The 26,379-nt window shown below is 60.1% G+C and carries 19 protein-coding genes; 12 read left to right on the top strand and 7 right to left on the bottom strand.

The annotated features are described in order from the left end of the window. Position 1: 1 nt before the first annotated feature. From G5154_RS18575 to G5154_RS18540, 8 genes are all read left to right on the top strand, one after another. Complete coding sequence (locus tag G5154_RS18575; protein ID WP_337073431.1) at positions 2-3,082, top strand: multidrug efflux RND transporter permease subunit; 3,081 nt, start codon at positions 2-4, stop codon at positions 3,080-3,082. A 118-nt stretch (positions 3,083-3,200) separates the two neighbouring features. Continuing rightward, the gene (locus G5154_RS18570) at positions 3,201-5,168 is read left to right on the top strand and encodes an ATP-binding protein (protein ID WP_245148451.1); all 1,968 of its coding nucleotides are present in this window, start codon (positions 3,201-3,203) and stop codon (positions 5,166-5,168) included. Positions 5,169-5,244: 76 nt separating this feature from the next. After that, positions 5,245-6,594, top strand: a complete 1,350-nt coding sequence (gorA, locus tag G5154_RS18565; protein ID WP_100652171.1) for a glutathione-disulfide reductase — start codon at positions 5,245-5,247, stop codon at positions 6,592-6,594. 359 nt (positions 6,595-6,953) lie between these two features. Beyond that, positions 6,954-8,648: a potassium-transporting ATPase subunit KdpA gene (gene kdpA, locus G5154_RS18560; RefSeq protein ID WP_421236170.1), complete on the top strand. Its 1,695-nt coding sequence runs from the start codon at positions 6,954-6,956 to the stop codon at positions 8,646-8,648. A gap of 67 nt (positions 8,649-8,715) precedes the next feature. Beyond that, a complete protein-coding gene (gene kdpB, locus G5154_RS18555) occupies positions 8,716-10,773 on the top strand; it encodes a potassium-transporting ATPase subunit KdpB (protein ID WP_421251495.1) in 2,058 nt (685 codons plus the stop codon). Positions 10,774-10,833: 60 nt separating this feature from the next. Beyond that, a complete protein-coding gene (locus G5154_RS18550) occupies positions 10,834-11,361 on the top strand; it encodes a potassium-transporting ATPase subunit C (protein WP_071914552.1) in 528 nt (175 codons plus the stop codon). A gap of 69 nt (positions 11,362-11,430) precedes the next feature. Further along, a complete protein-coding gene (locus G5154_RS18545; protein WP_421251494.1) occupies positions 11,431-14,019 on the top strand; it encodes a DUF4118 domain-containing protein in 2,589 nt (862 codons plus the stop codon). Beyond that, entirely contained in the window at positions 14,019-14,702 is a 684-nt protein-coding gene (locus G5154_RS18540; protein WP_319889842.1) for a response regulator, read from the top strand. The genes G5154_RS18545 and G5154_RS18540 overlap by 1 nt, the downstream gene beginning before the upstream one ends. Before the next feature lie 4 nt (positions 14,703-14,706). On the opposite strand, the gene G5154_RS18535 is transcribed toward G5154_RS18540, so the two are convergent. Continuing rightward, positions 14,707-15,834 (bottom strand): multidrug effflux MFS transporter, encoded by a 1,128-nt coding sequence (locus G5154_RS18535; RefSeq protein WP_421251493.1) that lies wholly within the window; start codon positions 15,832-15,834, stop codon positions 14,707-14,709. Between the two features lie 92 nt (positions 15,835-15,926). Here G5154_RS18535 and G5154_RS18530 point away from each other — a divergent pair, with 92 nt between their 5' ends. Further along, the gene (locus G5154_RS18530; protein ID WP_421251492.1) at positions 15,927-16,751 is read left to right on the top strand and encodes an AraC family transcriptional regulator; all 825 of its coding nucleotides are present in this window, start codon (positions 15,927-15,929) and stop codon (positions 16,749-16,751) included. On the opposite strand, the gene G5154_RS18525 is transcribed toward G5154_RS18530, so the two are convergent. Next, complete coding sequence (locus G5154_RS18525) at positions 16,681-16,914, bottom strand: hypothetical protein (RefSeq protein WP_421251491.1); 234 nt, start codon at positions 16,912-16,914, stop codon at positions 16,681-16,683. The two genes, G5154_RS18530 and G5154_RS18525, sit on opposite strands and share 71 nt — an antisense overlap. Before the next feature lie 293 nt (positions 16,915-17,207). Here G5154_RS18525 and G5154_RS18520 point away from each other — a divergent pair, with 293 nt between their 5' ends. Beyond that, positions 17,208-18,458: a valine--pyruvate transaminase gene (locus G5154_RS18520; protein ID WP_421251490.1), complete on the top strand. Its 1,251-nt coding sequence runs from the start codon at positions 17,208-17,210 to the stop codon at positions 18,456-18,458. Positions 18,459-18,530: 72 nt separating this feature from the next. Here G5154_RS18520 and G5154_RS18515 read toward each other — a convergent pair whose 3' ends face one another. Both G5154_RS18515 and G5154_RS18510 read right to left on the bottom strand, forming a co-directional pair. Then, positions 18,531-18,971 (bottom strand): Hsp20 family protein, encoded by a 441-nt coding sequence (locus G5154_RS18515; protein ID WP_005339297.1) that lies wholly within the window; start codon positions 18,969-18,971, stop codon positions 18,531-18,533. Positions 18,972-19,063: 92 nt separating this feature from the next. Next, positions 19,064-19,477: an Hsp20 family protein gene (locus G5154_RS18510; RefSeq protein WP_005339298.1), complete on the bottom strand. Its 414-nt coding sequence runs from the start codon at positions 19,475-19,477 to the stop codon at positions 19,064-19,066. Positions 19,478-19,756: 279 nt separating this feature from the next. Here G5154_RS18510 and G5154_RS18505 point away from each other — a divergent pair, with 279 nt between their 5' ends. Together G5154_RS18505 and G5154_RS18500 are read left to right on the top strand one after the other, a co-directional pair. Beyond that, entirely contained in the window at positions 19,757-20,527 is a 771-nt protein-coding gene (locus G5154_RS18505) for an MBL fold metallo-hydrolase (RefSeq protein ID WP_421251489.1), read from the top strand. A 91-nt stretch (positions 20,528-20,618) separates the two neighbouring features. Then, positions 20,619-21,581 carry a helix-turn-helix domain-containing protein gene (locus tag G5154_RS18500; RefSeq protein ID WP_421251488.1) on the top strand — a complete coding sequence of 321 codons (963 nt, stop codon included), beginning with the start codon at positions 20,619-20,621 and terminating at the stop codon, positions 21,579-21,581. A 99-nt stretch (positions 21,582-21,680) separates the two neighbouring features. On the opposite strand, the gene gyrB is transcribed toward G5154_RS18500, so the two are convergent. Genes gyrB through dnaN form a run of 3 tightly spaced genes read right to left on the bottom strand, consistent with a single transcriptional unit; the run spans position 21,681 to position 26,298 of the window. After that, positions 21,681-24,092 (bottom strand): DNA topoisomerase (ATP-hydrolyzing) subunit B, encoded by a 2,412-nt coding sequence (gene gyrB / locus G5154_RS18495; RefSeq protein WP_076494165.1) that lies wholly within the window; start codon positions 24,090-24,092, stop codon positions 21,681-21,683. After that, entirely contained in the window at positions 24,089-25,192 is a 1,104-nt protein-coding gene (recF, locus tag G5154_RS18490; protein ID WP_005339305.1) for a DNA replication/repair protein RecF, read from the bottom strand. The genes gyrB and recF overlap by 4 nt, the downstream gene beginning before the upstream one ends. A 2-nt stretch (positions 25,193-25,194) precedes the next feature. Continuing rightward, positions 25,195-26,298 (bottom strand): DNA polymerase III subunit beta, encoded by a 1,104-nt coding sequence (gene dnaN, locus G5154_RS18485; protein WP_421236167.1) that lies wholly within the window; start codon positions 26,296-26,298, stop codon positions 25,195-25,197. Between the last annotated feature and the right edge of the window lie 81 nt (positions 26,299-26,379).

Raw genomic sequence — 26,379 nt, 5'->3', positions numbered from 1 at the left:
GATGCGATTTACTGACATATTTATAAAACGGCCTGTGCTGGCGATCTCGCTCAGCTTCCTGATCGCCTTGCTGGGCTTTCAGGCCATCTTCAAGATGCAGGTACGGGAATACCCCGAGGTGACCAACACGGTGATCACCGTCAGCACTGGCTACTATGGCGCCAGTTCTGATCTGATCCAGGGGTTCATCACCCAGCCGCTGGAACAGGCGGTCGCGCAAGCCGACAACATCGACTTCATGACCTCCTCCAGCCAGCTGGGTAGCTCCACCATCACTGCATACATGAAGCTCAATACCGACCCCAACGCCGCGCTGTCCGATATACTGGCGAAGGTGAACTCGGTGCGCTCTCAGTTGCCGAAAGAGGCGGAAGACCCCTCGGTCACCTCCTCCACTGGTTCAACCACGGCGGTGCTCTACCTCGGCTTTACCAGCCCGGAGCTCAACTCCAGCCAGATCACCGACTATCTGGAGCGGGTTATCAAGCCACAGCTCTTTACTGTCGGCGGGGTCTCCAAGGTTGACCTCTACGGCGGTGTCGAGTTTGCCCTGCGGGTATGGCTGGATCCGGCCAAGATGGCGGCCTTCAACCTGACTGCCAGCGATGTGATGACGGTGCTCAACAGCAACAACTATCAGTCCGCAACTGGTCAGGCGACTGGTTACTTCACGCTGTTCAACGGCAATGCCGAGACCCAGGTCAAGGATGTCGACGAGCTGAAGCGACTGGTGGTGGCCACCCGCGACGGCAAGGTGATCCGGCTGGCGGACATCGCCAAGGTAACCCTCGAGAAGAGCCATGATGTCTATCGTGCCAGCGCCAACGGTCGCGAAGCAGTAGTCATGGCGGTCAACGCCGCCCCGACAGCCAACCCCATCAACATCGCCCGCGATGTGCTGGCACTGCTGCCGAGCCTTGAGCGCAATATGCCGAGCACCATGCGTCTCAACGTGATGTATGACTCCACCGTGGCGATCAACGAGTCCATCCACGAGGTTATCAAGACCATCCTGGAGGCAGCCGCCATCGTTCTGGTGGTCATCACCCTGTTCCTCGGCTCGTTCCGCGCGGTCATCATCCCGATCATCACCATTCCGCTCAGTCTTATCGGCGTGGTGATGATGATGGATATGTTCGGCTTCTCGATAAACCTGATGACCCTGCTGGCGATGGTGCTGGCGATCGGTCTGGTGGTGGATGACGCCATCGTGGTGCTGGAGAACGTCGACCGCCATATCAAAGAAGGTGAAGAGCCGTTCCGGGCCGCCATTATCGGTACCCGTGAAATTGCGGTGCCGGTTATCGCCATGACGGTCACCCTGGCGGCGGTATACGCACCTATCGCCCTGATGGGGGGCATCACCGGCTCCCTGTTCAAGGAGTTTGCCCTGACCCTGGCAGGTGCCGTGTTCGTCTCGGGCATCATCGCCCTGACCCTGTCACCGATGATGTGTTCCAAGATGCTCAAGGCCAACGAGCAACCGGGCAAATTCGAGAGCACGGTCCACCACCTGCTGGAACGGATGACCGATCGCTACGACAGCATGCTGCACGCCGTGATGAAAAAGCGCCCCGTCATCGTGGTGTTCGCCGTCATCGTGTTCGCCAGCCTGCCGTTGCTGTTCAAGTTCATCCCGAGCGAACTGGCACCGTCAGAGGACAAGGGGGTAATGGCCGTGCTGGGTACCGCACCGTCCAACGCCAACCTGGACTACATCGAAAACACCATGGCGGATGTGAACAAGATCCTGGACGAGCAGCCCGAGATCGCCTTCTCCCAGGTCTTCTCAGGGGTGTTCAACGCCAACCAGGCGTTCGGTATCGCCTCCATGGTGCCCTGGAGCCAACGTGAAGCGAGCCAGAAAGAGGTGCTGGATCGGGTCGCCAATCTGGTGAAAGACATCCCGGGTATGGCCATCACCACCTTCCAGTTCCCGGAACTGCCGGGAGCATCGAGTGGTCTGCCGATCCAGTTCGTCATCACCACCCCGAACAGCTTCGAAAGCCTGTTCCTGGTGGCCGGTGAAATTCTGGCCGCGGCGCAGAGTAACGGTCAGTTCGTCTATTCGGATCTCGATCTGAACTACGACTCCGCCACCATGAAGATCCGCATCGACAAGGACAAGGCGGGTGCCTACGGCATCACCATGCAGGATATCGGTATCACCATGGGCACCATGATGGCGGACGGTTACGTCAACCGTATCGACCTGGATGGCCGCTCCTACGAGGTGATCCCGCAGGTCGAGCGCAAATACCGTCTCAATCCGGAGTCCATCAAGGGCTATTACGTGCGAGCCGCAGATGGCAAATCGATCCCCCTCGGCAGCCTGATCACCATTGAAGTGGTTGGCGAGCCCCGCGCCCTGCCCCACTTCAACCAGCTGAACTCGGCCACCATAGGTGCCGTTCCGGCTCCGGGCGTGGCCATGGGTGATGCGATCAACTGGTTCCAGACCACCGCCGACGAGAAGCTGCCGCAAGGCTATCGTTACGACTTCATGGGTGAAGCCCGTCAGTTCGTTACCGAAGGCAATGCGCTCTATGCCACCTTCGCACTGGCACTGGCGATCATCTTCCTGGTGCTGGCAATCCAGTTCGAGTCGGTGCGTGACCCGCTGGTCATCATGGTCTCTGTACCGCTCGCCATCAGCGGAGCGCTGATTGCCCTGGCATGGGGGCTGGCGACCATGAACATCTACTCCCAGGTGGGCCTGATCACGCTAGTGGGTCTGATTACCAAGCACGGTATCCTGATCTGTGAAGTGGCGAAGGAAGAGCAGCTACTGCGTGGCATGAACCGGATGGAAGCCGTGATGCAAGCCGCTAAGGTGCGTCTGCGTCCGATCCTGATGACCACGGCCGCCATGATCGCCGGTCTGATCCCGCTGCTCTACGCCACTGGCGCCGGTGCAGCACAACGGTTCAGCATCGGTATCGTCATCGTGGCAGGCCTTGCCATCGGTACTCTGTTTACCTTGTTCGTGCTGCCGGTGATCTACACCTATCTGGCCTCCGAGCACAAACCGTTGCCGATATTCGATGAAACCATTCCGCCCAAGGCAAACAGCGGACACTGATCATCAATGACTTACCAAGGCCTCGATAAGGGGCCTTTTTTATGGTTCGCAGGAAAGACGACATAAGTCCATGAAGCAGTTAAACTAAAAAACACAACATCCAGACCGCAAGGACGCCATGTCAGGACTCATCTCCAAGACCGCCGAGGCCGTAGGCCGCAACGGACTCTCATACCGCCTGCTCTCCTATATTCTGGTGTGTAGTACCGTATTGGCGATGATCATCACGGTGCTGCAACTCGCCTGGGATTACCGCAAGGATGTCGCTGTCATCGAAGACAGCATCGGCCAGATCGAAGCCTCCTTTTTGCAACCTATTGCCGCCAGCTTGTGGAACCTCGATGAGGAGCAGGTCAAAGTGCAGATCGAAGGGATCATGAACCTGCCCAACATGCAGTTTGTGATGGTCAAGGAGATGCTCGGCAACTCCGAAGTGCCACTGTTGACCCAGGGAGTGGAACGGGAAAGCTATGACATCTCCCAGGAGTTCAATCTCACCTATCAGGGGGAAATTGTCGGCAAGCTGTTTGTCGCCGCGTCGCTGGAGCAGATTTACCAGCGTCTGATTGAGAAGTCAGTGCTGATCATGGTCAGCCAGACCATCAAGACCCTGGTGGTCTCATTTTGTATCCTGATCATCATTTACTATCTGGTGGTCAGGCACATCAACCGCATCGCCAACTACGCCCAGAAGTTCAACCTCGATCGGCTCGACATGGCGCTGGAGCTGGAAGGCCGCCCGCAGCCGCGCAAGAAACCCGACGAACTGGATACCCTGGTATCCACCCTCAACCAGATGCGCACCCGGCTACGTGACGAGCTGGTCGCTCGTCATCAGGCGGTGGAACAGCTGCAACAGGAGCGGGATTTCTCCGCCACCCTGATCAACTCCGCCAACATGGTCATCTGCTGCATGGAACCAGACTTGACCATCGCCAGCATCAACCCGGCAGCCATACTGCTGACCGGCTACCACCAGCAGGAGCTGTTGCAACACAACTGGCTGGATCTCTTTGTCAGCCCGGCGCAACGGGAAGAGCTGAACGATATTCTGGCGGCGGAAGGTTCACTGGCGGACAAAGAGGTCATCATGCATGACCAGCAGGCCCACGAGCTGGTGCTGCAGTGGACCTTCGTACCCTTCTATGAAGGGCCGAACCTCAAGTACCAGATCGGCTTCGGCTACGACATCACCCAGCTGAAAAAGGTCGAGCGGGAGATAATCCAGCTCAACGAGCAGCTGGAAGGAAAAGTGGTGGAGCGTACCCGCAGCCTGAGCGAAGCCAACAACCAGCTGGGCAAGGCGTACGACGACCTGAAACAAGCCCAGCAAACCCTGGTGGAGTCGGAGAAGATGGCCTCCCTCGGCTCGCTGGTGGCCGGGGTGGCACACGAGATCAATACCCCAATCGGCATCAGTGTGACCGCCTCCTCCTACCTGCAGGAACGGGTTGCCGATTTCAAATCTCATATAGAGTCAAAACAGCTGTCGCGTTCCTATCTCAACGAGTTCACCGTCAACCTCGACGAGTCGATGCAGCTGCTGCAGAGCAACCTGCGGCGCGCCTCCGAGCTGATTGCCAGCTTCAAGCAGGTGGCGGTCGACCAGTCATCGGAAGCACGCTACAACTTCAGCCTCGCCGACAACCTCCATCAGGTGGTGGTCTCGCTTGGCCACAAACTGAAGAAGAGCCAGTGCGAAGTGGATATCCAGTGCGATCCCAAGCTGTCTATATTCTCCTTCCCGGGCAGTTTTACCCAGATCTACTCGAACCTGATCCTCAATTCCATCAACCACGGGTTCGACAACTGGGACAAACCGAAGAAGATCACCATCAAGGTGGAACAGCAGGGAGAGGAGCTGTTTATCGACTATTCGGACAATGGCCGCGGCATCCCGCCCGAAATCTTGCCGCGCATCTTCGATCCCTTCGTCACCTCCAAGCGGGGTCAGGGTGGCAGCGGTCTGGGCACCCACATCATCTACAACCTGGTGGTGCAACTGCTGAAAGGCCGTATCAGCTGTGCCAGCGAACCGGGCCAGGGCGCCCAGTTCCATATTCGCCTGCCGATCCAACATAACTGAGTGCTGGCTCTTGTGAGCCAGCCGCTTTATCCCCATCATGCTGTGATTGCATTCTTAATGAGCGGAGAACCTCGCAATGGCACAGCATTTTGACTATATCGCCATCGGCGGCGGCAGCGGCGGTATTGCTTCTGCCAACCGGGCTGCCATGTACGGTAAGAAAGTTGCCCTGATTGAAGCCAAAGAGTTGGGTGGAACCTGCGTCAACGTAGGCTGCGTACCGAAGAAGGCTATGTGGTATGCAGGCCAGATCGCCGATGCCCTGAAATATGGCGCCGACTACGGCTTTGACACCACCCTCAACCACTTCAACTGGGCCAAGCTGGTCGAGTCCCGCCAGGCCTACATAGGCCGCATTCACCAGTCCTATCAGAACGTGCTGGGCAAGAACCAGATCACCGTCATCAAGGGCTTCGCCCGCTTCGTCAGCAGCAACACCATCGAGGTTAATGGCGAGCACTACACGGCCGATCATATCCTGATCGCTACCGGTGGCCGCCCGGAAATTCCGGCCATCCCGGGTGCCGAGCTGGGTATCGACTCCGACGGTTTCTTTGACCTGCAAAGCCAGCCCAAGCGGGTTGCCGTGGTTGGAGCTGGCTACATCGCAGTCGAGATCGCCGGGGTGATGCAGGCACTCGGCTCAGAGACCCATCTGGTGGTGCGCAAGCACGCACCGCTGCGCAACTTCGACCCCATGATCCACGAGACACTGGTCGAAATCATGGCGCAGGAAGGGCCCAAGCTGCACACCCACGCCATTCCCAAAGCCGTGCTCAAGAACGCTGACAACAGCCTGACCCTGCAACTGGAAGATGGCCGCCATCTCACCGTCGACTGCCTGATCTGGGCCATCGGCCGGGTACCGGCTACCGACAACCTCAATCTGGCTGCCGCTGGCATCACGCTGGACGAGAAGGGCTTTATCCCGACCGACAAGTTCCAGAACACCGCCGTCGCCAACATCTATGCAGTGGGTGACAACACGGGTCGCATCCAGCTCACCCCGGTGGCCGTCGCTGCGGGCCGTCGCCTCTCCGAACGGCTGTTCAACAACAAGCCGAACGAGCACCTCAACTACGATCTGGTACCGACCGTGGTGTTCAGCCACCCGCCCATCGGCACCATCGGCATGACCGAACCTGAAGCTATCGCCGAATACGGCGAGGACCAGGTGAAGGTCTACCGCAGCCAGTTCACCGCCATGTACTCGGCACTGACCCAGCATCGCCAGCCCACCCGGATGAAGCTGGTCTGTGTCGGCCCGGAAGAGAAGGTGGTCGGTCTGCATGGTATCGGCTTTGCCATGGACGAGATCCTGCAAGGCTTTGGCGTCGCCATGAAGATGGGGGCCACCAAGGCGGACTTCGACAACTGCGTTGCTATCCATCCGACCAGCGCGGAAGAGTTCGTCACTATGCGCTAAGGGCAGATGAAGTTGGCCTGTCACGAGCAGCCGGCGTCTACAGCCATGTAACCCCTTCACCCAAACCCGGCTCAGGCCGGGTTTTTTGATCACTCCTCGCCATTTCTCTCGCAAATCCGTCGTTCTTTACGCCGATTTTACGCCTGCCACATGGCGCTTTATGGCGCCTTTACGCCTGTTTTACATACCCTTTTCAGCGTCAATGACACCAACAGAGTCGATATGATCTTACATCGGCTCTCGCAGCTAATTATCTCAATGGAGTCGATATGAATTGGCTATATCTGCTGCTCGTCCTCGCCTTGATGGCCTATCTGATGCGCGCACTCACGCGCAGTCACGAGTGAGGGACTACCTATATGCAGCAAGAAATTATCTATCCGGTGGCCTTCGTGCTGCTGGTTCTGCTGCCGGCACCGCTGCTGGGCAACTACATCTACCGGGTATTTGAAGGCAAAATCCGCTGGCTGGCACCGGTCGAGCGCGCCACGCTGGCTTGCTGTGGCACCGATGGACGGGAGCAGGACTGGAAGTCCTACGCCCTCAGCCTGCTGGCCTTCAACGGCGCCGGTTTCGGTCTGCTGTTCCTGATCCTGATGGCGCAGGGGTTGCTGCCCCTCAACCCGCAACAACTGCCGGGTCTGAGCTGGCAACTCGCCTTCAACACCGCAGTCAGCTTTATGACCAACACCAACTGGCAAGCCTATTCCGGTGAGGCCAGCCTCTCCTACTTCAGCCAGATGGTGGGGCTGACCACCCAGAACTTCGTCTCCGCAGGGACGGGCGCTGCCGTCGCCATTGCCCTGTTCCGCGGTATCGCCCGTCAGCAGACCATCAACCTTGGCAACTTCTGGCAGGATCTGGTTCGTTTCTGCCTCTATGTGCTGCTACCCATCGCGCTGATCATGGCGCTGGTGCTGGTATGGCAAGGTGTTCCGCAAAGCCTCTCCGCCTATCTGCCGTTCCACGGTGTGGAGGGTCAGGAGCAGCTGCTGCCCCTCGGCCCGGCGGCCTCGCAGATCGCCATCAAGCAGCTTGGCTCCAACGGCGGCGGCTTCTTCGGCATCAACTCGGCACATCCGTTCGAGAACCCGACAGCCCTCTCCAACTGGCTGGAGATGGTCGCCCTGCTCACCATCGCCGCCGCCATGGTCTTTACTCTGGGCCGCTATGTGAAGGACATGGCCCACAGCCGCGCCATTCTCGGTGCCATGACCCTCATGCTGATGCTGGGGCTCTTCGTCTCCCTCTCACAGGAGCTGAAACCGGATCACACCCTCGCCCAACTCATCACTGACGCCAGCAACATGACTGGCAACTGGGAAGGCAAGGAGAGCCGCTTCGGCCCTGTGCTCTCCAGCATCTGGGAAGTGGCGACTACTGCCGCCTCCAACGGTGCCGTCAACGCCATGCACGACAGCTTTACTCCGCTCGGCGGCATGGTGGGCATGATCAACATGCTGCTGGGTGAGGTCATCTTCGGCGGGGTCGGCTCCGGTATCTACGGCATGATGCTGTTCGTGCTGCTGACCGTGTTCCTGTGCGGCCTGATGGTGGGACGTACCCCGACCTATCTGGGCAAACGGCTCGGTATCACCGAGATGAAGTGGGTGGTCGCCAGCATGCTGGTCATGCCGGTCGGGGTATTGGTGATCGGTGGTGTCACCCTGCTGATGCCGGATGCCAGCACCATCATCGGCCATGATGGCCCGCACGGTCTGTCACGCCTCATCTATGCCTACGCCTCGGCTGCCGGCAACAACGGCTCCGCCTTCGCCGGTTTTGCCGCCGGTGACAACTGGCAGTGCATCGCCATCGGTCTGGCCATGCTGCTCGGTCGCTTCGGCTACATCATTCCGGTACTGGCCATCGCCGGTCAGCTGGCCCGTGCGCCCCGTCAGGAGACGAGCGAAGGGGACTTCCCCATCAGCGGCCCGCTGTTCGTTGCCCTGCTGATTATCACCGTCCTACTGATAGGTGGCCTCTCCTTCCTGCCGGTGCTGGCACTGGGCCCGGTGGCTGAACATCTGAGTCTGATCGGAGGTGCATTCTGATGAACCTGACCCTGTCGATCACCATCCGGATGCCAATGGCCAACTATCTGATGCTGGGAGCTTTCCAATGAGCAAGTCCACTGCAATGAGCACCGACACCATGTTGGTGAAGGGCAACAAACAGAAATCACAGATCATCCAGGCAATGGTTGAGGCCCTTTATCGCTTCAATCCCAAGGCGCTGTTTGGCAGTCCCATCCTGTTCACCCTCTGGCTGGCCGCAGTCATGGCGACCGTGGAGTCCCTGCTGGGGCAGCCCTTCTCGGGGGTTGCCCCCTCGCTGGCCTGGCAGCTGACCGCCTGGCTCTGGCTGACTCTCTGGTTTGCCAACTTCGCGGAAACCCTGGCCGAGGGGCGCGGCAAGGCCCGCGCCGACAGCCTGAAAGCTGGTATGAGCCAGCTCAAGGCCCGCCGGGTGGCGAATGCCAAAGATGGTCAGGGTGAATGGGTACCCGCCACCAGCCTGATGAAGGGTGATCTGGTGCTGGTACGCAGCGGCGAGATGATCCCTGCCGACGGTGAAGTAATCGCCGGCATCGCCTCGGTCAACGAAGCCGCCATCACTGGCGAATCCGCCCCCGTCATCCGCGAGTCGGGTACCGACCGCAGCGGCGTGACCGGCAACACGACGGTCGTCTCCGACGAGATCTGGGTGCGCGTCAGCAACAATCCGGGCGAGAGCACGCTGGATCGGATGATCGCACTGGTGGAAGGGGCCAAGCGCCAGAAGACCCCCAACGAGATGGCGCTCGACGCCCTGCTGGTGGGCCTGACCCTGATCTTCCTGCTGGTGGTCGCCACTCTGCCCTGGTTCCTCGACTACAACGGCACCCAGGTCCCGCGTCTCTACCTGATCGCTCTCTTTATCACCCTGATCCCGACCACCATCGGCGGCCTGCTCTCCGCCATCGGCATTGCCGGTATGGATCGACTGGTGAAGCTGAACGTCATCGCCAAGTCTGGCCGTGCCGTGGAAGCGGCCGGTGACGTGCGCACCCTGCTGTTGGACAAGACCGGCACCATCACCTTCGGCAACCGGATGGCCGACGAGTTGATCCCGGCACCGGGTGTCGACCCCGCCCTGCTGGCACAAGCCGCCATGCTGGCCTCGCTGGGTGACAACACCCCGGAGGGCAAATCTATCCTGACTCTGGCCAGCAAGAGCATGGCCAAGCCGAGTCAGCTGGAGAGCGACAAGGTGGTCCCCTTCAGCGCCGAAACCCGGCTGAGCGGACTGGATCGCAACGGTCATCAATATCGCAAGGGGGCGGTAGATGCCGTGCTGAACTACCTCAGCCTCGACCGCAAGGCGGTACCTGAGCTGGTGCTCAAGTCAGTCGACAGCATCGCCCGTCAGGGTGGGACTCCGCTGCTGGTCTGCACTCAGGAGAAACTGCTGGGGGTGGTCTACCTCAAGGACATCATCAAGCCCGGAATCAAAGCCCGCTTCCAGATCCTGCGCCATATGGGGATACGTACCGTGATGATCACCGGCGACAACCCGAAAACCGCCGCCGCCATCGCCGCCGAAGCCGGGGTGGATGACTTCATCGCCGAAGCGACGCCGGAGAAGAAGCTGGCCTATATCCGGCAGGAGCAGGCCGATGGTCGTCTGGTCGCCATGTGCGGTGACGGCGCCAACGATGCGCCCGCGCTGGCGCAAGCTGATGTGGGGCTGGCCATGAACGAGGGTACCCAGGCCGCCAAGGAGGCGGGCAATCTGGTGGATCTCGACTCCAACCCCACCAAGCTGCTGGATGTGGTGCTGGTCGGCAAACAGCTGCTGGTGACCCGTGGCGCCCTGACCACCTTCTCCATCGCCAACGACGTGGCCAAGTACTTTGCCATCCTGCCGGCCCTCTTTATCGCCGCCTACCCGCAACTGGGGGTACTGAACCTGATGCAGCTGGGTAGCCCGCAGAGCGCCATCCTGTCGGCCATCATCTTCAACGCCCTGATCATCGTAGCGCTGGTACCGCTGGCCCTGCGCGGTGTCGACCTGAAGGGGTCGGCCGCCAGCCTGCTGCGCCGCAACCTGCTGATCTACGGTGTCGGCGGCCTGCTGGTGCCTTTTATCGGCATCAAGCTGATCGACCTGGTCATTACCGGCCTTGGTCTGGTGTAACGGCATAACCGGGATGCGGGTCAGTCCGCATCCACACAACGAATTCGGAGCATATCCATCATGATCGCAATCAGAACCCTGCTGACCCTGACCCTGCTGCTGGGCGTGGGTTATCCGCTGGCCGTCACCGGACTGGCCCAGCTGCTCTTTCCCTGGCAGGCCAACGGCAGCCAGCTGACCGACAGCAAGCAGCAACTCATCGGTAGCGCCCTGCTGGCACAGAAATTCGAGCGGGCTGACTACTTCCACCCCCGCCCTTCAGCCAGTGATTTCAACACCATTGGCGGTAGTGCCAGCAATCTGGGGATGAGCTCACCGCTGCGAGCGGAGTTCGCCGAACAGGCCGCCAAGGCACAGCCTGAAACCAGCTCTCCTGCCATGCTGACCCGTTCCGCCTCTGGCCTCGATCCCCACCTGCCACTCGATGCGGTGCTGGCGCAGGTGGATCGCGTAGCCAGAGAACGTGGACTGGATCCCGCCCAACTGACGGAGCAGGTCAAGTCGGCCACACAAGCTGGTATCCTTGGCCCGCAGGTGGTCAACATTCTCCAGCTGAACCTGCAACTGGATCATCAAAAGGGCGCCTGAGGGCGCTCCTTGCCGATCTGGCGTTGACCTCCATTTTCGACGCGGGCAGTTGGCTCGATAGGGATAAGCATGCGTGATGAGGTAAGGGCTGACGCCCTGCTGGCAAGTCTGGAGCAAGAGCACAAGGGCAAGCTGAAAGTCTTTCTCGGGGCCGCCCCCGGCGTGGGCAAGACCTACGCCATGTTGCAGGCGGTGCGGGAACAGGCCAAAGAGGGGGTCGACATCCTGATCGGCGTGGTGGAGACCCACGGCCGGCAGGAGACGCTGGCCCTGCTCGACAAACTCGCCATCCAGCCACGCAAGATCCACATGCACCGTCAGCAGCGGCTGGAGGAGATGGACCTCGACGGCCTGTTGGCACGCAAACCGGCCATCGCAGTAGTAGACGAGCTGGCCCACAGCAACGCCCCCGGCAGCCGCCACGAGAAGCGCTGGCAGGATGTGGAGGAGCTGCTCAACGCCGGTATCGACGTCTACACCACCCTCAACGTCCAGCATCTGGAGAGCCTCAACGATCTGGTGTGGCAGCTCACCGGGGTCAGGGTCAAAGAGACCCTGCCCGATCAGGTTCTGCTCGATGCAGACAGCATTATCCTTATCGATCTCCCCCCCAAGGAGCTGCTCGGCCGCCTGCGCGAGGGGAAGGTTTATGTCCCTCATCAGGCCAAGGCTGCCCTGCAATCCTTCTTCTCCCTCAACAATCTCACCGCATTGCGGGAGCTGGCGATGCAGACCGCCGCCAGCCATGTGGAGGGCGATCTGCAACTGCAATGGCAGGCAGCGGGCAAGACCACATTGCCGCTGCGGGGCAAGCTGATGGTCTGCCTCGGCAATCAGCACGGGGCAGCGCTGGTGCGCTATGGTCACCGCTTTGCCCAGCGTCGCCAGCTGCCCTGGCTGGTGGTGCACGTGGACAGCAATGGCCGCCGCTCGGCCGACGTGGAGCAAGCGCTGGCGCTCGCCTCCCAGTTGGGCGCCAAGGTGCTGACCCTCTCCAGTCCGGCTGTCGCCAATACGCTGCTGGAAACTGCCGAGCAGCAGCAGGTCTCCCAGCTGCTGCTCGGCAAACCGCACAAGGCGCCGTGGCGTCGCTCGCTGGTGCAGCACCTGCTCAAGCAGGCGCAGGGGCTCGAAATCACGCTGGTCGATACCGAGAAGCAGAAACACAGAGTGGGGATGCGCTCCCCGACACCCAAGGATATTCACCACAGCCTGCTGGCGGTGGCCATCATGGGGATCACCTCGGCCATTGCATGGGGGCTCTCCTACTGGCTGCCCCCCGCAGCGTTGCCGCTCATCTTCGTACTGGGGGTGCTGGCGACTGCCCTCACCACCAGTCTGGTGCCCGCCACGCTGGCGGCTGTGCTGGGCTTTATCGCTCACAATCTGCTCTTCACCGCCCCCTACTTCTCCCTGAGCGTCGCCAACCACAGCGACCTGCTCACCCTGTTCGTGCTGCTTATCGTCGGCATGACGGCGGGGCGCCTCGCCTCCCGCCAGCGGCAACAGCTGATCGGCCTGCGCGAGACCCAGCAGCTGGGCAATGCCCTGCTCTCCCTCAGCCAAGGGCTGGCGACCGCCAACAGCCCGGAGGAGGTGCTCAGACAAGGGGCACAAGCTATCTCGCTGGCACTGGGCCAGCCGACCGTGGTGATCGACAAGGATTTTCACGACCGCCTCGGCAACGAGAAGCACAGGCCCGGGCAGACCGACAAGGCGGCCATCGACTGGTGCCTGGCCCAGAAGCAGAGCGCCGGAGCCCACACCGCAACTCTCAATGCCGCCGAGGCGCAGTATCACCACCTCAGCGATGATCTGGTGATCGGCATAACGCTGGCCAATCCGCTCTCCTCCTCTGCCGAGCATCAGCTACAGGCGCTGCTCACCGACATTCGCGCCGCGCTGGCGCGGATCGACCTCAACGAGCGGCTGGCCGACAGCCAGCTGCAGGCGGAAACAGACCGGATGCGGGCCGCCCTGCTCTCCTCGGTCTCCCACGACTTGAAGACGCCGCTGGCCACCATCATGGGTGCCGGCAGCACACTGCTGGAATATGGTGACCGGATCCCGCCGGATGATCGCAACGAACTGCTCCACTCGGTACAGGACGAGGCGCGCCGCCTGCACAGCTATGTGCAGAATCTGCTGGATATGACCCGCATCGGCTCCCCCGACTTCCAGCTGAAACGGGACTGGGTCGATCTGGCAGATCTGGTGGAGAGCGCCCGCAAGCGGCTCGACTCCTCCTGGCGCCAGCACAAGCTGCTGGTCCATTTCGATCAACATGTGCCCCAGCTCTATGTGCACGGCGTCCTGATCGAGCAGGTGCTGGTCAACATCCTCGACAACGCCTCCCGCTACTCGCCGGCAGGCACCCCCATCGAGTTCAAGGTGATGGTGGCCGAACCCGACCTTATCATCGACATCATCGATATCGGGGTCGGTATCGCCGAGTCGGATCGGGAGAAGATCTTCAATCTCTTCTACACCCAGCCGGTGGGCGATTGCGGCAGCCGTGGCACCGGGCTTGGCCTCGCCATTTCCCGCGCTATGATAGAGGCCCACGGCGGCAAGATTTGGGCCTTCTCCGGCCCCAATGGCAACGGAACCTGCATGCGCATATCCCTGCCGCTCGCCCTCAATTCACCGGAGGTTTGATGGCGCACATTCTGGTCATAGATGATGAAGCGGCGATCCGTCGCTTTCTGCGGATCAGCCTGATTGCCGAGGGGCATCAGGTGAGTGAGGCGGTGGGGGTCAATGAAGGGCTGGAGCAGTATCGCCACCTCAACCCCGATCTGGTGATCCTCGATCTCGGTCTGCCGGATGGCGATGGCATTCAGGTGTTGCAGGCCATTCGCGAACACCACCCCAATCCGGTGCTGGTGCTGTCGGCCCGCGATTCGGAGCTGGAGAAGGTGCGGCTGCTGGATGCCGGCGCCAACGACTACATGAGCAAGCCGTTCGGCATCGGCGAGATGATGGCCCGCATCCGTGTGCTCTTGCGCCAGCGGGCTGGCGTCAGCAGCGGCGAGCGGCGCCACTTCCCCCAATGCGGCCTGACGCTGGATGTCAGCAGCCACAAGGTGACCATGAAAGACGAGGAGATCCCTCTCTCCCGCAAGGAGTTCGCCCTGTTACAGGCGCTGGTGTGCCACCCTGGTAAGCTGGTGATGCAGACCCAGCTGCTCAACGACATCTGGGGGCCGAGCCACAAGGAGGACACCCACTACCTGCGCATCGTAATCGCCAGTCTGCGCAAAAAGCTGGGGGATAACCCCCAGCAACCGACGCTTATCGAGACCGAATCCGGTATTGGCTACCGCTTTATCGGCAACTGACGTTTCACGTGGAACGACGCCCGCAGCAAATCAGCGCCAACAGACCGCAGCCACTCAGCAACATGCCGAGATCCTGCAATCCGGCCGCTACCGCCAACCCCAGACTGAGCAGCAGGTAGTAGCCAAGCCCGAACAGGGCGCCAGCACTGCCAGCTACCTCACGATAGGCCAGCAGCGCCTGACTCAGCACATTGGGGATAGCCAGCCCGAAGGCCACCACCACACCCATCATGGGCAACAGGAACCAGAGGCTGGACTGACTCGCCCAGACCAGCAGCCCTGCGACCAGCGCCAGAGCGCAAGCTAGTCTACTCAGAGAAGACGGCAGCCACCCCCTCCCCAGCAGATGCTTGTTGAGCAGGCTGCCGAGCAGAGTCGCCAGCGCCAGCAAGATCCCCGAATAGCCAAACTCGCCGGTGCTCAATCCCAATCCGGCAAAGAGGAACGGCGCCAGACTGTAGTAGCCAAACAGCATGGTGTTGAACAGGGCCACCAGCATGGCACTGCGCCAGAGCCCGCCATCTTTCATCATCCGACACGCCAGCGGCCAGAGCGCGACTCGTTGGCTGGTGGCCGGACGGGTTTCCGGCAGCTGCCAGCAGGCAACCAGCAGCAAACCTACCGCCAGTACCAGCAGACCGCTGAACACCCCGAGATAGCCAAACCCGCTCGCCAGCTGACCACCACTGAGCAACCCCAGCACCGGACTGAGTGAGAGCGCAATGCCCATCACCGAGAAGACCCGCGCCAGATCGCTGCCCTGATAGCTGTCGCGCAGCATGGTCTGGGTCACCACGGAGCCCACGGCGGCGCCAAAGGCCGAGATGACCCGGGCCAGCAGTAGAGTTTCAAACTGGTTGGCCAGCAGCGCCAGCAGGGTGCCGACGCCATAGGTAAGCAGACCCGCCAGCATGGCGGGACGCCGCCCGATCAGATCGCATAGCCGCCCCCAGCAGACCACGCCCACCGCAAACGCCAGAAAATAGACCGACAGGGTCTGGGATGCCTGCCCTTCGCTCACCTGAAACTGGGTAGCGATGTGGGTCAGGACCGGGCTGTAGATGGTCTCCACAATTTGGGGAAACATCATCAATCCCACCACCAGCCAGAGCGGTGGCAACTTGTTGTTCATGACAAACCTCCTTCACAAGAGGTCGCCATTCTAGAGAGATGCCGCTTGTCTGATTACAATAAGCAGGACTATAAACATCAAAAATCGGACATATGGCCTTTATTCTTCCCGATCACCCTTTTGACCCCGACCAGCTGACGGGCAGCGTGATCGGCATCGCCTCCGCCCTCGGCTGGCACGACTCGGGCCTGCATCAACATCAACGCCATCAGCTGCTGTTCGCCCAATCCGGCTGCATGACCATGGAGCTGGAAGGTCGGGTCTGCCTGCTGCCACCCACCCGCGCCGCCTGGCTGCCTGCAGGCACCGCCCACCGGATCTTGATGCGTGGCGTGGTGGCCTACCGCTCTCTCTACTTCCAGCCGCACCCCGAGTTGCCCGGCACGATGGAGGTGCTGGCGGTCAATCCGCTGCTGCACGAACTGATCGAGCGGATGGCGCTCTGGCCGTGGGACAAACCGCAAGAGCAGCAGCAACGGACGGTGACACTGTTTATGGAGGAGTTGGGGCAGGCGCCGCGGGAGTCGTGGCAGTTGCCGCTGCCGACGGATCCCAGACTGGGCGACTGGCTACAGCAGTTGAAGCGGGAGGATGTCCTGCCCGATCGGCTCAACCGGCTGGCCGAACGGGTGGGTGCCAGTGACAAGACCATTGGCCGCATCTTCATGCGGGAGACCGGCATGAGCTATCAGGCGTGGCGTCAGCAGTGGCGGCTGTTGCGCGCCATGGAGCTGCTGGCAGAAAGCGAGTCCATCAGCCGGATTGCCGCTGCGCTGGAGTTCGCCAGTGACAGCGCCTTCATCAGCTTCTTCAGACAACACACGGGGCAGACCCCGCTGCGCTATCTCAACTCTCGGGGTGAGTCGCATCGGCCGAGCTCGCCTCCACCACCAGGGTCTCCAGTGCCAGCGGCTTGAGGTTGTGGATCGCCTCCTCTACCACCGCATGGGAGGCCTGCTGCAACTCGCTCTGCACATCCTGCTCCAGCTGGACACTCTCCAGCTCGGGCCGCGGGTTTTCGTTGGCCATCACGTTCAGGCTCAGGGCACTCACAATCAGGGTAGCGATCAGGCTTTTCATCTGGTTTGCTCCGGTATGGTTGAGATCACCAGATAGCTATTCCAATAGTTGTGCCAATCCTCACGCAATTCATAACATCATGATTTTGTTTAAATTAACTATATCTCGATACCAAATTGAGTCGCAAAATGCATCCCGCTCGGTCATTTTTAAACCAACAGTTGGTGCTTTTAACCACGCTTGATTTTTGCACCATGTTCCACGTGGAACGTCCCATCTTTTTGATCGACACCCGCTTTTAAACTGAGCTATGGTGCTACATCCCCGTAACTCAAATCTGGATCTGTCACCGAATGGAATTTTCCTTGTTCGGCGAGAAGTTCACTCGCCACGCCGGTATTACCCAACTCATGGATGACCTCAATCAGGGGCTGACCAATCCGGACGCCATCATGCTGGGTGGCGGCAATCCGGCCCCCATCCCCGCCATGCTGGAACGCTTTCAGGCCGAGGCCAAGAGCCTGCTCGACAACGGCGAGCTGGTCAAAGCGATGGCCAACTACGACGGCCCCCAGGGCAAAGACAGGTTCACCAAGGCGCTGGCCGCCCTGCTCAGCAAGGAGCTGGGATGGGATATCTCGTCCCGCAATATCGCCCTGACCAACGGCAGTCAGAATGCCTTCTTCTACCTGTTCAACCTGCTGGCCGGCGAATTTGCCGATGGCCGCAAGAAGAAGGTGCTGTTCCCGCTCGCCCCCGAATACATCGGCTATGCCGACTCGGCGCTGGCCGACGACTACTTCGTGGCCTACAAGCCTACCATCGAGAAGCTGCCCGACGGCCAGTTCAAGTACCATGTGGATTTCGAGAGCCTGCAGGTGGGTGACGATATCGGGGTGATCTGCGTCTCCCGCCCGACCAACCCGACCGGCAATGTGCTCACCGACGAAGAGATCGAACATCTCGATCAGATCGCCCGCGACAAGGGGATTCCGCTGCTGATCGACAACGCCTACGGTGTCCCCTTCCCAGGCATCATCTTCAGCGAAGCCAAGCCGTTCTGGAATACCAACACCATCCTCTGCATGAGCCTCTCCAAGCTCGGCCTGCCAGGCACCCGCTGCGGCATCGTCATTGCCGACGAGAAGATCATCCAGGCCATCACCAACCTGAGCGGCATCATCAATCTGGCACCGGGCAGTCTGGGGCCTGCCATCACCATCCCGATGATCGAGAGCGGCGATATCATTGCCCTCAGCGAACAGGTGGTGAAGCCCTTCTATCAGCAGAAGGCGGAGCTGGCGGTGCAGCTGCTGCGCGAAGCGATCCCCGACCCGCGCTTCCATATCCACAAGCCGGAAGGCGCCCTCTTCCTCTGGCTCTGGTTTGAAGGCTTGCCGATCCACTGTCAGGAGCTTTACGAGCGACTGAAGGCGAAGAATCTGCTGATCGTGCCGGGTCACTACTTCTTCCCCGGTATCGATGACCCCGAGTGGCGCCACAGCCAGGAGTGCATTCGCCTCAACTACTCCCAGAGCGAGGAGCTGGTGCGTCGCGGCATAGCCATTCTGGCCGACGAGATCAACGCCCTCTACGCTGGTTAATCCAATCCAGCGATACAAAAACAGAAAGGCCTGCAGATGCAGGCCTTTGTCGTTTATCGCTATCAGGTTTGCTTAGCCGGGCAACGCCAGCTGCTCGGGTTTGCCGATGGGGATGGCTCTGGGCTTGAGCGCCTCCGGCAACTCACGGGCCAGATCGATGGTCAACAGACCATGCTCCAGCTTGGCACCCTGCACTTCCACGTGCTGGCTCAGCTTGAAGGCGAGCTCGAAGTCACGCTCGGCAATCCCCTGATGGAGGAACTGACGCTCACCGGCCGCAGCCCCTTTGCGCCCCTTCACCTTGAGGGTGCCGTTTTCGGTCTCCAGCTCCAGCTCTTCGCGCTCGAAGCCAGCCACGGCGACCGTGATGCGATAGCCATCCTGATCGCGCTTTTCAATGTTGTACGGGGGGTAAGCAGCGGTCTTCTGCTCGAACAGACCTTCCAGCTCACGGGCCATCCGCTCGAAGCCGACGGCGTTGGAATAGAGATGAGAAAAATCGAGGTTACGCATAATCCTATCCTTCTAATAAGCAACAGGTTCAACTCTCCACAGGCCCGTCATCGGCACCCGGGAAATTTTAAAATTTCTGTGAATTCAGGCTATCAGCCGTTGATCTCTATCTTGCGCGGCTTCATCGCCTCGGGCACTTCACGCACCAGCTCGATGTGCAGCAAGCCGTTTTTCAGGTCGGCCCCTTTCACCCGCACATAGTCGGCCAGCTGGAAGCGACGCTCGAAACCACGTTCGGCAATCCCCTGATAGAGATAGTTGCGCCCGGTGTCGGCCTGCTTGTTGCCCTTCACCGTCAGCAGATTTTCCTGGAAGCTCAGCTCCAGCTCTTCCTGGGTAAAGCCCGCCACCGCCATGCTGATGCGGTAGTCGTTGTCACCCAGCTGCTCGATGTTGTACGGGGGATAACCGGCATTGCCATTGCTGGCCGCAGATTCGATGAGATTGGCCAGACGATCGAAACCGATGGCAGAACGATAGAGCGGAGAAAAGTCGATAGAACGCATAGTATTACCCTCTTGTGAGCGATAACGGATTGTTTGCCCTCCTTATGGACGGGCGCCTGGTCGAAACCTCTGTCGAGCGTTCCGGCCTTGTTACCTATATAGGGGCTCACTTTTTCCTTTCAAGGGGATTTTTCAAATTTTTTAAATGGCCTCGCCGACCTTTGGCACATCAACCAGTTGGCCCGATAGTGATGATAATCGACCCGTGGGCCACTGATGGCAATGCGCTCCGCACCCCATAATTGGTTGCATATCCACCAGCCAACATGGAGCCATCCCATGAAGATTACCCAGGTTCGCAACGCCACCTTGCTGCTCGACTATGCCGGCACCCGCTTTCTGATCGACCCCATGCTCTCGGCCAAGGGGGCCTTCCCCGGCTTTGAGGGCACCGCCAACAGCCAACTGCGCAATCCGCTGGTCGAGCTGCCGCTGCCGATCGATGAGCTGGTCGATGTGGACGCCGTGATCGTCACCCACGACCATCCCGACCACTTGGATGATGCCGCCAGAGCGCAAATCCCCAAACATCTGCCGCTCTTGGTGCAACATCAGAAGGATGCCGATGCCATTCGTGCCAGTGGCTTTGAGGATGTGCGCCTGCTGAGCGACCAGCCCGAGTTTGCCGGCATTCGCCTGCAGCAGACCGGTGGCCAACACGGCAGCGGCCAGTTGATGGCGGTACTGGGCGAGCGCATGGGAGAGGTATGCGGCGTGGTCTTCTCCCACCCCGATGAGCAGTGCCTCTATCTGGCCGGTGATACCATCTGGCATCCCACGGTCGAGCAAGCCCTGCAACAGCATCAGCCCGAGGTCATCATCCTCAACTGTGGCGATGCACAGGTGCCCGGGCTCGGTTCCATCATCATGGGCAAGGAGGATGTCGCCGCCGTTTATCAGGCCGCACCGCAAGCCACGCTGATCGCCAGCCATATGGAGGCGGTCAATCACGCCGTGCTGTCACGCCAGGAGCTGCGCGACTATCTGGCGGAACGGGGCATGACGGATCGGGTACGGGTGCCAGAAGATGGCGAGGCGATATCACTGTGACCCGCAGGAGGGCCATGCCAGAGATGGCCCTTCGGCTTTCACTGCCGAACGCTTATGATGAGTGGTCTGCGCGCAGAGAGGAGTCAACATAATGCCCACCCCGATCGTTGCCGTGGTGACCTTCGATCACTTCAGCCCTTTTCACTGCGCCGTCCCCTGTCTCATCTTCGGCGACATCCTGCCGGGCCAGCCGCTGTTCGAGCTCAAGATCTGCTGCGGCGATGGCAACCCTCATTCACACTCGGCGCAAGGCTTCACCATTCAGGCTCCCCATGGGCTGGAGATGCTGGCCGAGGCGGAGATCATTGTCATCCCCTTCTGGCACGACCCGGCAGCACGGCCACCCGCAGCGCTGCTCGATGCCCTGATTGCCGCCAGAGCCAGAGGTGCCCGACTGGTCGGGCTCTGTCTCGGCACCTATGTGCTCGCCTACGCCGGGCTGCTCAATGGTCGCAAGGCATCGACCCACTGGGAGTACGAACAGGATTTCTGCCACCGCTTTCCCTGCGTGCAACTCGATACCAACGCCCTCTATGTGGATGACGATGGGCTGGTCACCTCGGCAGGCACTGCCGCCGGGCTGGACTGCTGCCTCTATCTGGTACGCCAGTACCACGGCTCGGCCATCGCCAACAAGGTGGCACGGAGGCTGGTGATCCCGCCTCACCGGGAAGGGGGCCAAGCCCAGTTTATCGAACAGCCGGTGCCCGCCTCCACTCGCGATGTCAGGATGAACCAGTTGCTCGATCACCTGCGTGCCCATCTGGCCGAACCCCACACCCTGGATTCTCTGGCGGCCCACACCCTGATGAGCCGCCGCACCTTTACCCGCCGTTTTCATCAGGCTACCGGCCTCTCGGTGGGTGAATGGCTGCTGGCGGAGCGGCTCAGGCGCAGTCAGGAACTGCTGGAGGTAAGCGGCCATTCCATCGATCGCATCGCTGAGCTGGTCGGCTTCAAGAGTGCCACCTCCCTGCGCAATCACTTCCGTGCCCGCTTTGCCATCTCCCCCAGCGAGTGGCGACGCTCTTTTCGTGGTAGTCGGGCAACATAATCAGGCTCCACGTTTCACGTGGAACATGCTTTCAATTCCCCAAAAACAAAAAAGCCGCTCACAAGGAGCGGCTTTTTACTATCTGTCTGACTGCATCGATTAGACGTCGAGGTTGGCTACGCGCAGGGCGTTGGTCTCGATAAAGTCACGACGGGGCTCAACGGCATCACCCATCAGGGTGGAGAAGAGCTGGTCAGCACCGACGGCGTCGTCGATGGTGACGCGCAGCATGCGGCGGGCTTCCGGATCCATGGTGGTTTCCCACAACTGGTCCGGGTTCATCTCACCCAGCCCTTTATAGCGCTGGATGTAGATGCCGCGTTTGCCTTCGCCCATCAGCCACTCGACGGCTTCTACGAAGTTGGCAACCGGCTTCACCTTCTCGCCACGCTTGATGAAACCACCCTCCTCGATCAGGTTGGCGATCTCCTTGCCCAGCGAAACCAGCTGACGGTACTCACCGGACTGCAGGAAGTCGTAGCTGAGCGGATATTCGCGGTCGACACCGTGCTGACGTACCACGGCGTGCGGCACGTACAGGCTGCGCTCTTCATCACGACGAACCTGGATCTGGTACTGGATACCGTGGTTGCTCTCGTTGAGCACGGCTTCCATACCCTGACACCAGGCCAGCAGATCGCTCTCGCTGTTCAGCAGCGCTTCGTTCAGCTCCGGCTGATAGATCAGCTGGGTCAGCACGGCTTCGGGCGCACGACGAGACATGCGGGTGATCAGGTGAGTCACCGAGCGATGCTGGTTGACCAGACGCTCCAGCGCCTCGCCACCGATGGCCGGAGCAGACTCGTTGACGTGCAGGGTCGCACCATCCAACGCCATGGCGGTCTGGTACTGCAGCAGCGCGTCTTCGTCTTTCAGATACTGCTCCTGCTTGCCCTTCTTCACCTTGTAGAGCGGCGGCTGGGCAATGTAGACATAGCCACGTTCGATGATTTCCGGCATCTGACGATAGAAGAAGGTCAGCAGCAGGGTTCGGATGTGCGCACCATCGACGTCCGCATCGGTCATGATGATGATGTTGTGATAACGCAGCTTGTCCGGGTTGTACTCGTCGCGACCGATACCGCAACCCAGTGCAGTGATCAGGGTGCCCACCTCTTGCGAGGAGATCATCTTGTCGAAACGGGCCTTCTCAACGTTCAGGATTTTACCCTTGAGCGGCAGGATGGCCTGGTTCTTACGGTTGCGACCCTGCTTGGCGGAACCGCCAGCAGAGTCCCCTTCCACTATGTAGAGTTCGGAGAGAGCCGGGTCTTTTTCCTGACAGTCAGCCAGCTTGCCGGGCAGACCGGCGATATCCAGCGCGCCTTTGCGGCGGGTCAGTTCGCGGGCTTTGCGGGCCGCTTCACGGGCACGGGCCGCATCGATGATCTTGTTGACCACGATCTTGGCATCGCCCGGGTTTTCCAGCAGGAAGTCCGCCAGCTTCTCACCCATCGCCTGCTCAACTGCGGTCTTCACTTCGGAAGAGACCAGCTTGTCCTTGGTCTGGGAGGAGAACTTGGGATCCGGCACCTTGACGGAGATAACGGCAATCAGACCTTCACGCACGTCGTCGCCACTGGCGGCAGACTTGGCCTTCTTGCTGTAATCCTCTTTGTCCATATAGGAGTTCAGAGTACGGGTCAGCGCGGTACGGAAGCCAACGAGGTGAGTACCACCATCCCGCTGCGGGATGTTGTTGGTGAAGCAGTAGACCCCTTCCTGATAGGCGTCATTCCACTGCATCGCCACTTCAACGCCGATACCATCCTGCTCGGTGGTGAAATGGAACACCTTCGGGTGGATCGGGGTCTTGTTCTGGTTCAGGTATTCAACGAACGCCTTGATGCCACCCTCGTAGCAGAAATGCGCCTCACGGCCGTCACGCTCATCCATCAGACGGATGGAAACACCGGAGTTGAGGAAGGAGAGCTCGCGCAGGCGCTTGGCCAGAATCTCGTAGTGGAACAGGGTGTCGCTGAAGATGGTCGGGCTTGGCCAGAAGCGAACTTCAGTACCGGTGCCGGTGCTGTCGCCAATCTGCTTGAGCGGAGCTTGCGGCTCACCCAGATGATAGGTCTGTTCGTAGACGTGGCCGTTACGACGAATGGTCAGCAACAGCTTGTCAGAGAGGGCGTTAACGACGGAGACGCCGACGCCGTGCAGACCACCGGAAACCTTGTAGGAGTTGTCATCGAACTTACCGCCAGCGTGCAGCACGGTCATGATGACTTCGGCAGCGGAGCGGCCCTCTTCCGGGTGAATATCGACCGGAATACCACGGCCGTTATCACGCACGGAGACGGAGCCATCGGAATGGATCTTGACCTGAATATCGGAGCAGTAGCCAGCGAGCGCCTCGTCAATGGAGTTATCGACGACCTCGAACACCATGTGGTGCAGACCCGAGCCATCATCCGTATCGCCGATATACATCCCCGGGCGCTTGCGGACCGCATCCAGGCCCTTCAGCACCTTGATATTCGAGGAGTCGTAAGTATTTTCACTCATAGCTTACTCTCTGCCTTCTCTAACGTTTCGGAGATTTTACCCTGTTCCACGTGGAACAACTTGCAGTCATTCGCATCCATCATGTCTGCGAGCTGACCGGTGTCGATGGCGGTGATAAACACCTGGGACGCACACTGCTTCAGCCTTGCGGCCAGCAAGCGGCGCTTGTCGACATCCAGTTCAGAGGCAAAATCGTCAATTAAAAAAATACAGCCACGGCTGCTATGTTGATTCAAATAGAGCCCTTGGGCCAGTCGCATGGCGCAGACCAGCAACTTCAGCTGACCCCGGGACAAAATATCCTGAGCGGGTACCCCGTTAGCCTTGAGGCGAACATCGGCTTTCTGTGGACCGACACCGGTATAGCCCAGCGCCCGATCCCGCTCAAACCCCGCCTCCAGCAGATCGCCGAGGGGAGTATCTTTCTCCCAGCCCCGGTAAAAGCCGAGACTGATATCGAATTCCGGCAGAAAATCCGCCGTCATCTCCTTGATCAGGGGCGTAATGGCCTGACAATAACTGGCGCGAAACTCGGCCAGCTCACCACCCAGTCGCACCAGCTCCTGATCCCAGAACGCCAGCTGGCGGTACTGGGTGCTCTGGCGCAGTAGCGCATTGCGCTGTTTCAGCAGCCGCCGCACTCGTCCCCAGAGGGCAAAGAAGGTCGGCTCCTGATGGAAAACACCCCAATCGAGCCAGGCGCGGCGAGCCTGAGGCCCGCCCGTCAGCAGGTTGAAGCCATCGGGATGGATCAACTGCACCGGCAACAGCTCCGCCAAATCTGCCAGCCGCTGGGCCTGCGCCCCGGCAATCTTGAGCTGGGTCTCGCCACTCTTGTCTTTGGCAAGACCGATCGGTACCTGACGCCCTTCCAGTTCACACTGGGCAAACAGGGTAAAGGCCCTCTCCCCCTGGCGGATGACCCGCCCGGTCAAATGAGTGCGAAAGGAGCGCCCCAGACCAAGGTAGTGAATGGCTTCCAGCACGCTGGTCTTGCCGCTGCCATTGCACCCGACCAGAATGTTGAGGCCGGGCGACAGCTTGAGACTGGCTTGCTGGATATTGCGAAAGTCGCTGAGCTGGAGTTTGACCAGGGACACGACTAGATCCGCATCGGCATCACCACGTACTGAGCATCCTGATGTTCAAAATCCTCAATAATGGCACTGCTGATGGAATCGCTCAGGCTAATCCGAATTTGGTCACATTTTAACGTATTCAGCACGTCGAGCACATAAGAGACGTTAAAGCCGATCTCCATCTCGCCAGCGGCATATTGTACGTCAAGCAGCTCTTCGGCTTCTTCCTGTTCCGGGTTGTTGGCGGTGATGCGCAGCAGGTTTTCCTGCAGATTGAGACGCACTCCACGGAATTTCTCGTTGGAGAGGATGGCGGCGCGGGCAAACGCCTGACGCAGATCCTCACGGCCGGCGATGAGGGCCTTGTCGCTGTTGCGCGGAATGACGCGACGCCAGTCCGGGAAGCGGCCATCCACCAGCTTGGAGGTGAAGATGAAGCCATCGAGGGCGGCACGCAGGTTGCTGCGGCCGATCTGCAGCCGCACCGGCTTGTCTTCTGCTTCCAGCAGACGCACCAGCTCCAGTACCCCTTTGCGCGGCAGGATAACCTGATGATCGGGCAGCGATTCCCCGACCACCTCGCGGCGGCAGGTAGCCAGACGGTGACCGTCGGTCGCCACGGTGCGCAGACCGTGACCTTCGCTCTCGAACAGCATACCGTTCAGGTAGTAACGAACATCCTGGCTGGCCATGGAGAACTGGGTCGCATCGATCAGCTTCTTCAGCTCCAGCTGGCTGATATCGAACTCGAGCACGGATTCCCAATCCTCGATGTTCGGATACTCGGTCGCCGGCAGGGTCGATAGGTTGAAGCGGGAACGACCGGACCGGATGATCAGGCGCTCGCCTTCGGTATTGAGACGGATCTCGGCGCTTTCCGGCAGACCACGGCAGATATCCAGCAGCTTGCGCGCCGGTACTGTGGTGCGGCCATCTTCGCTGGCCCCGTTCAGATAGACCTGACCGATCATCTCTACTTCGAGATCGGTGCCGGTCAGTGACAGCAGACCGTTGCTGACATCAAGCAGCACGTTGCCGAGGATCGGCAGGGTCGGTCGGCCGCCGAGGGCGCCGGACACCAGTTGCAGAGGACGTAACAGGGCCTCACGGCTAATTTCGAGCTGCATCTGTGCTCTCCGTTGTGATTAGGAGGAAAAGATTCGGATCAGGTTGGAATATTCGCGCTGCATCTGTCCACTCGATTCCGT

Source organism: Aeromonas sp. 600527, from assembly GCF_049175415.1.
GTDB lineage: Bacteria > Pseudomonadota > Gammaproteobacteria > Enterobacterales > Aeromonadaceae > Aeromonas > Aeromonas veronii_A.
This window is presented reverse-complemented; position numbering and strand designations above follow the sequence as displayed.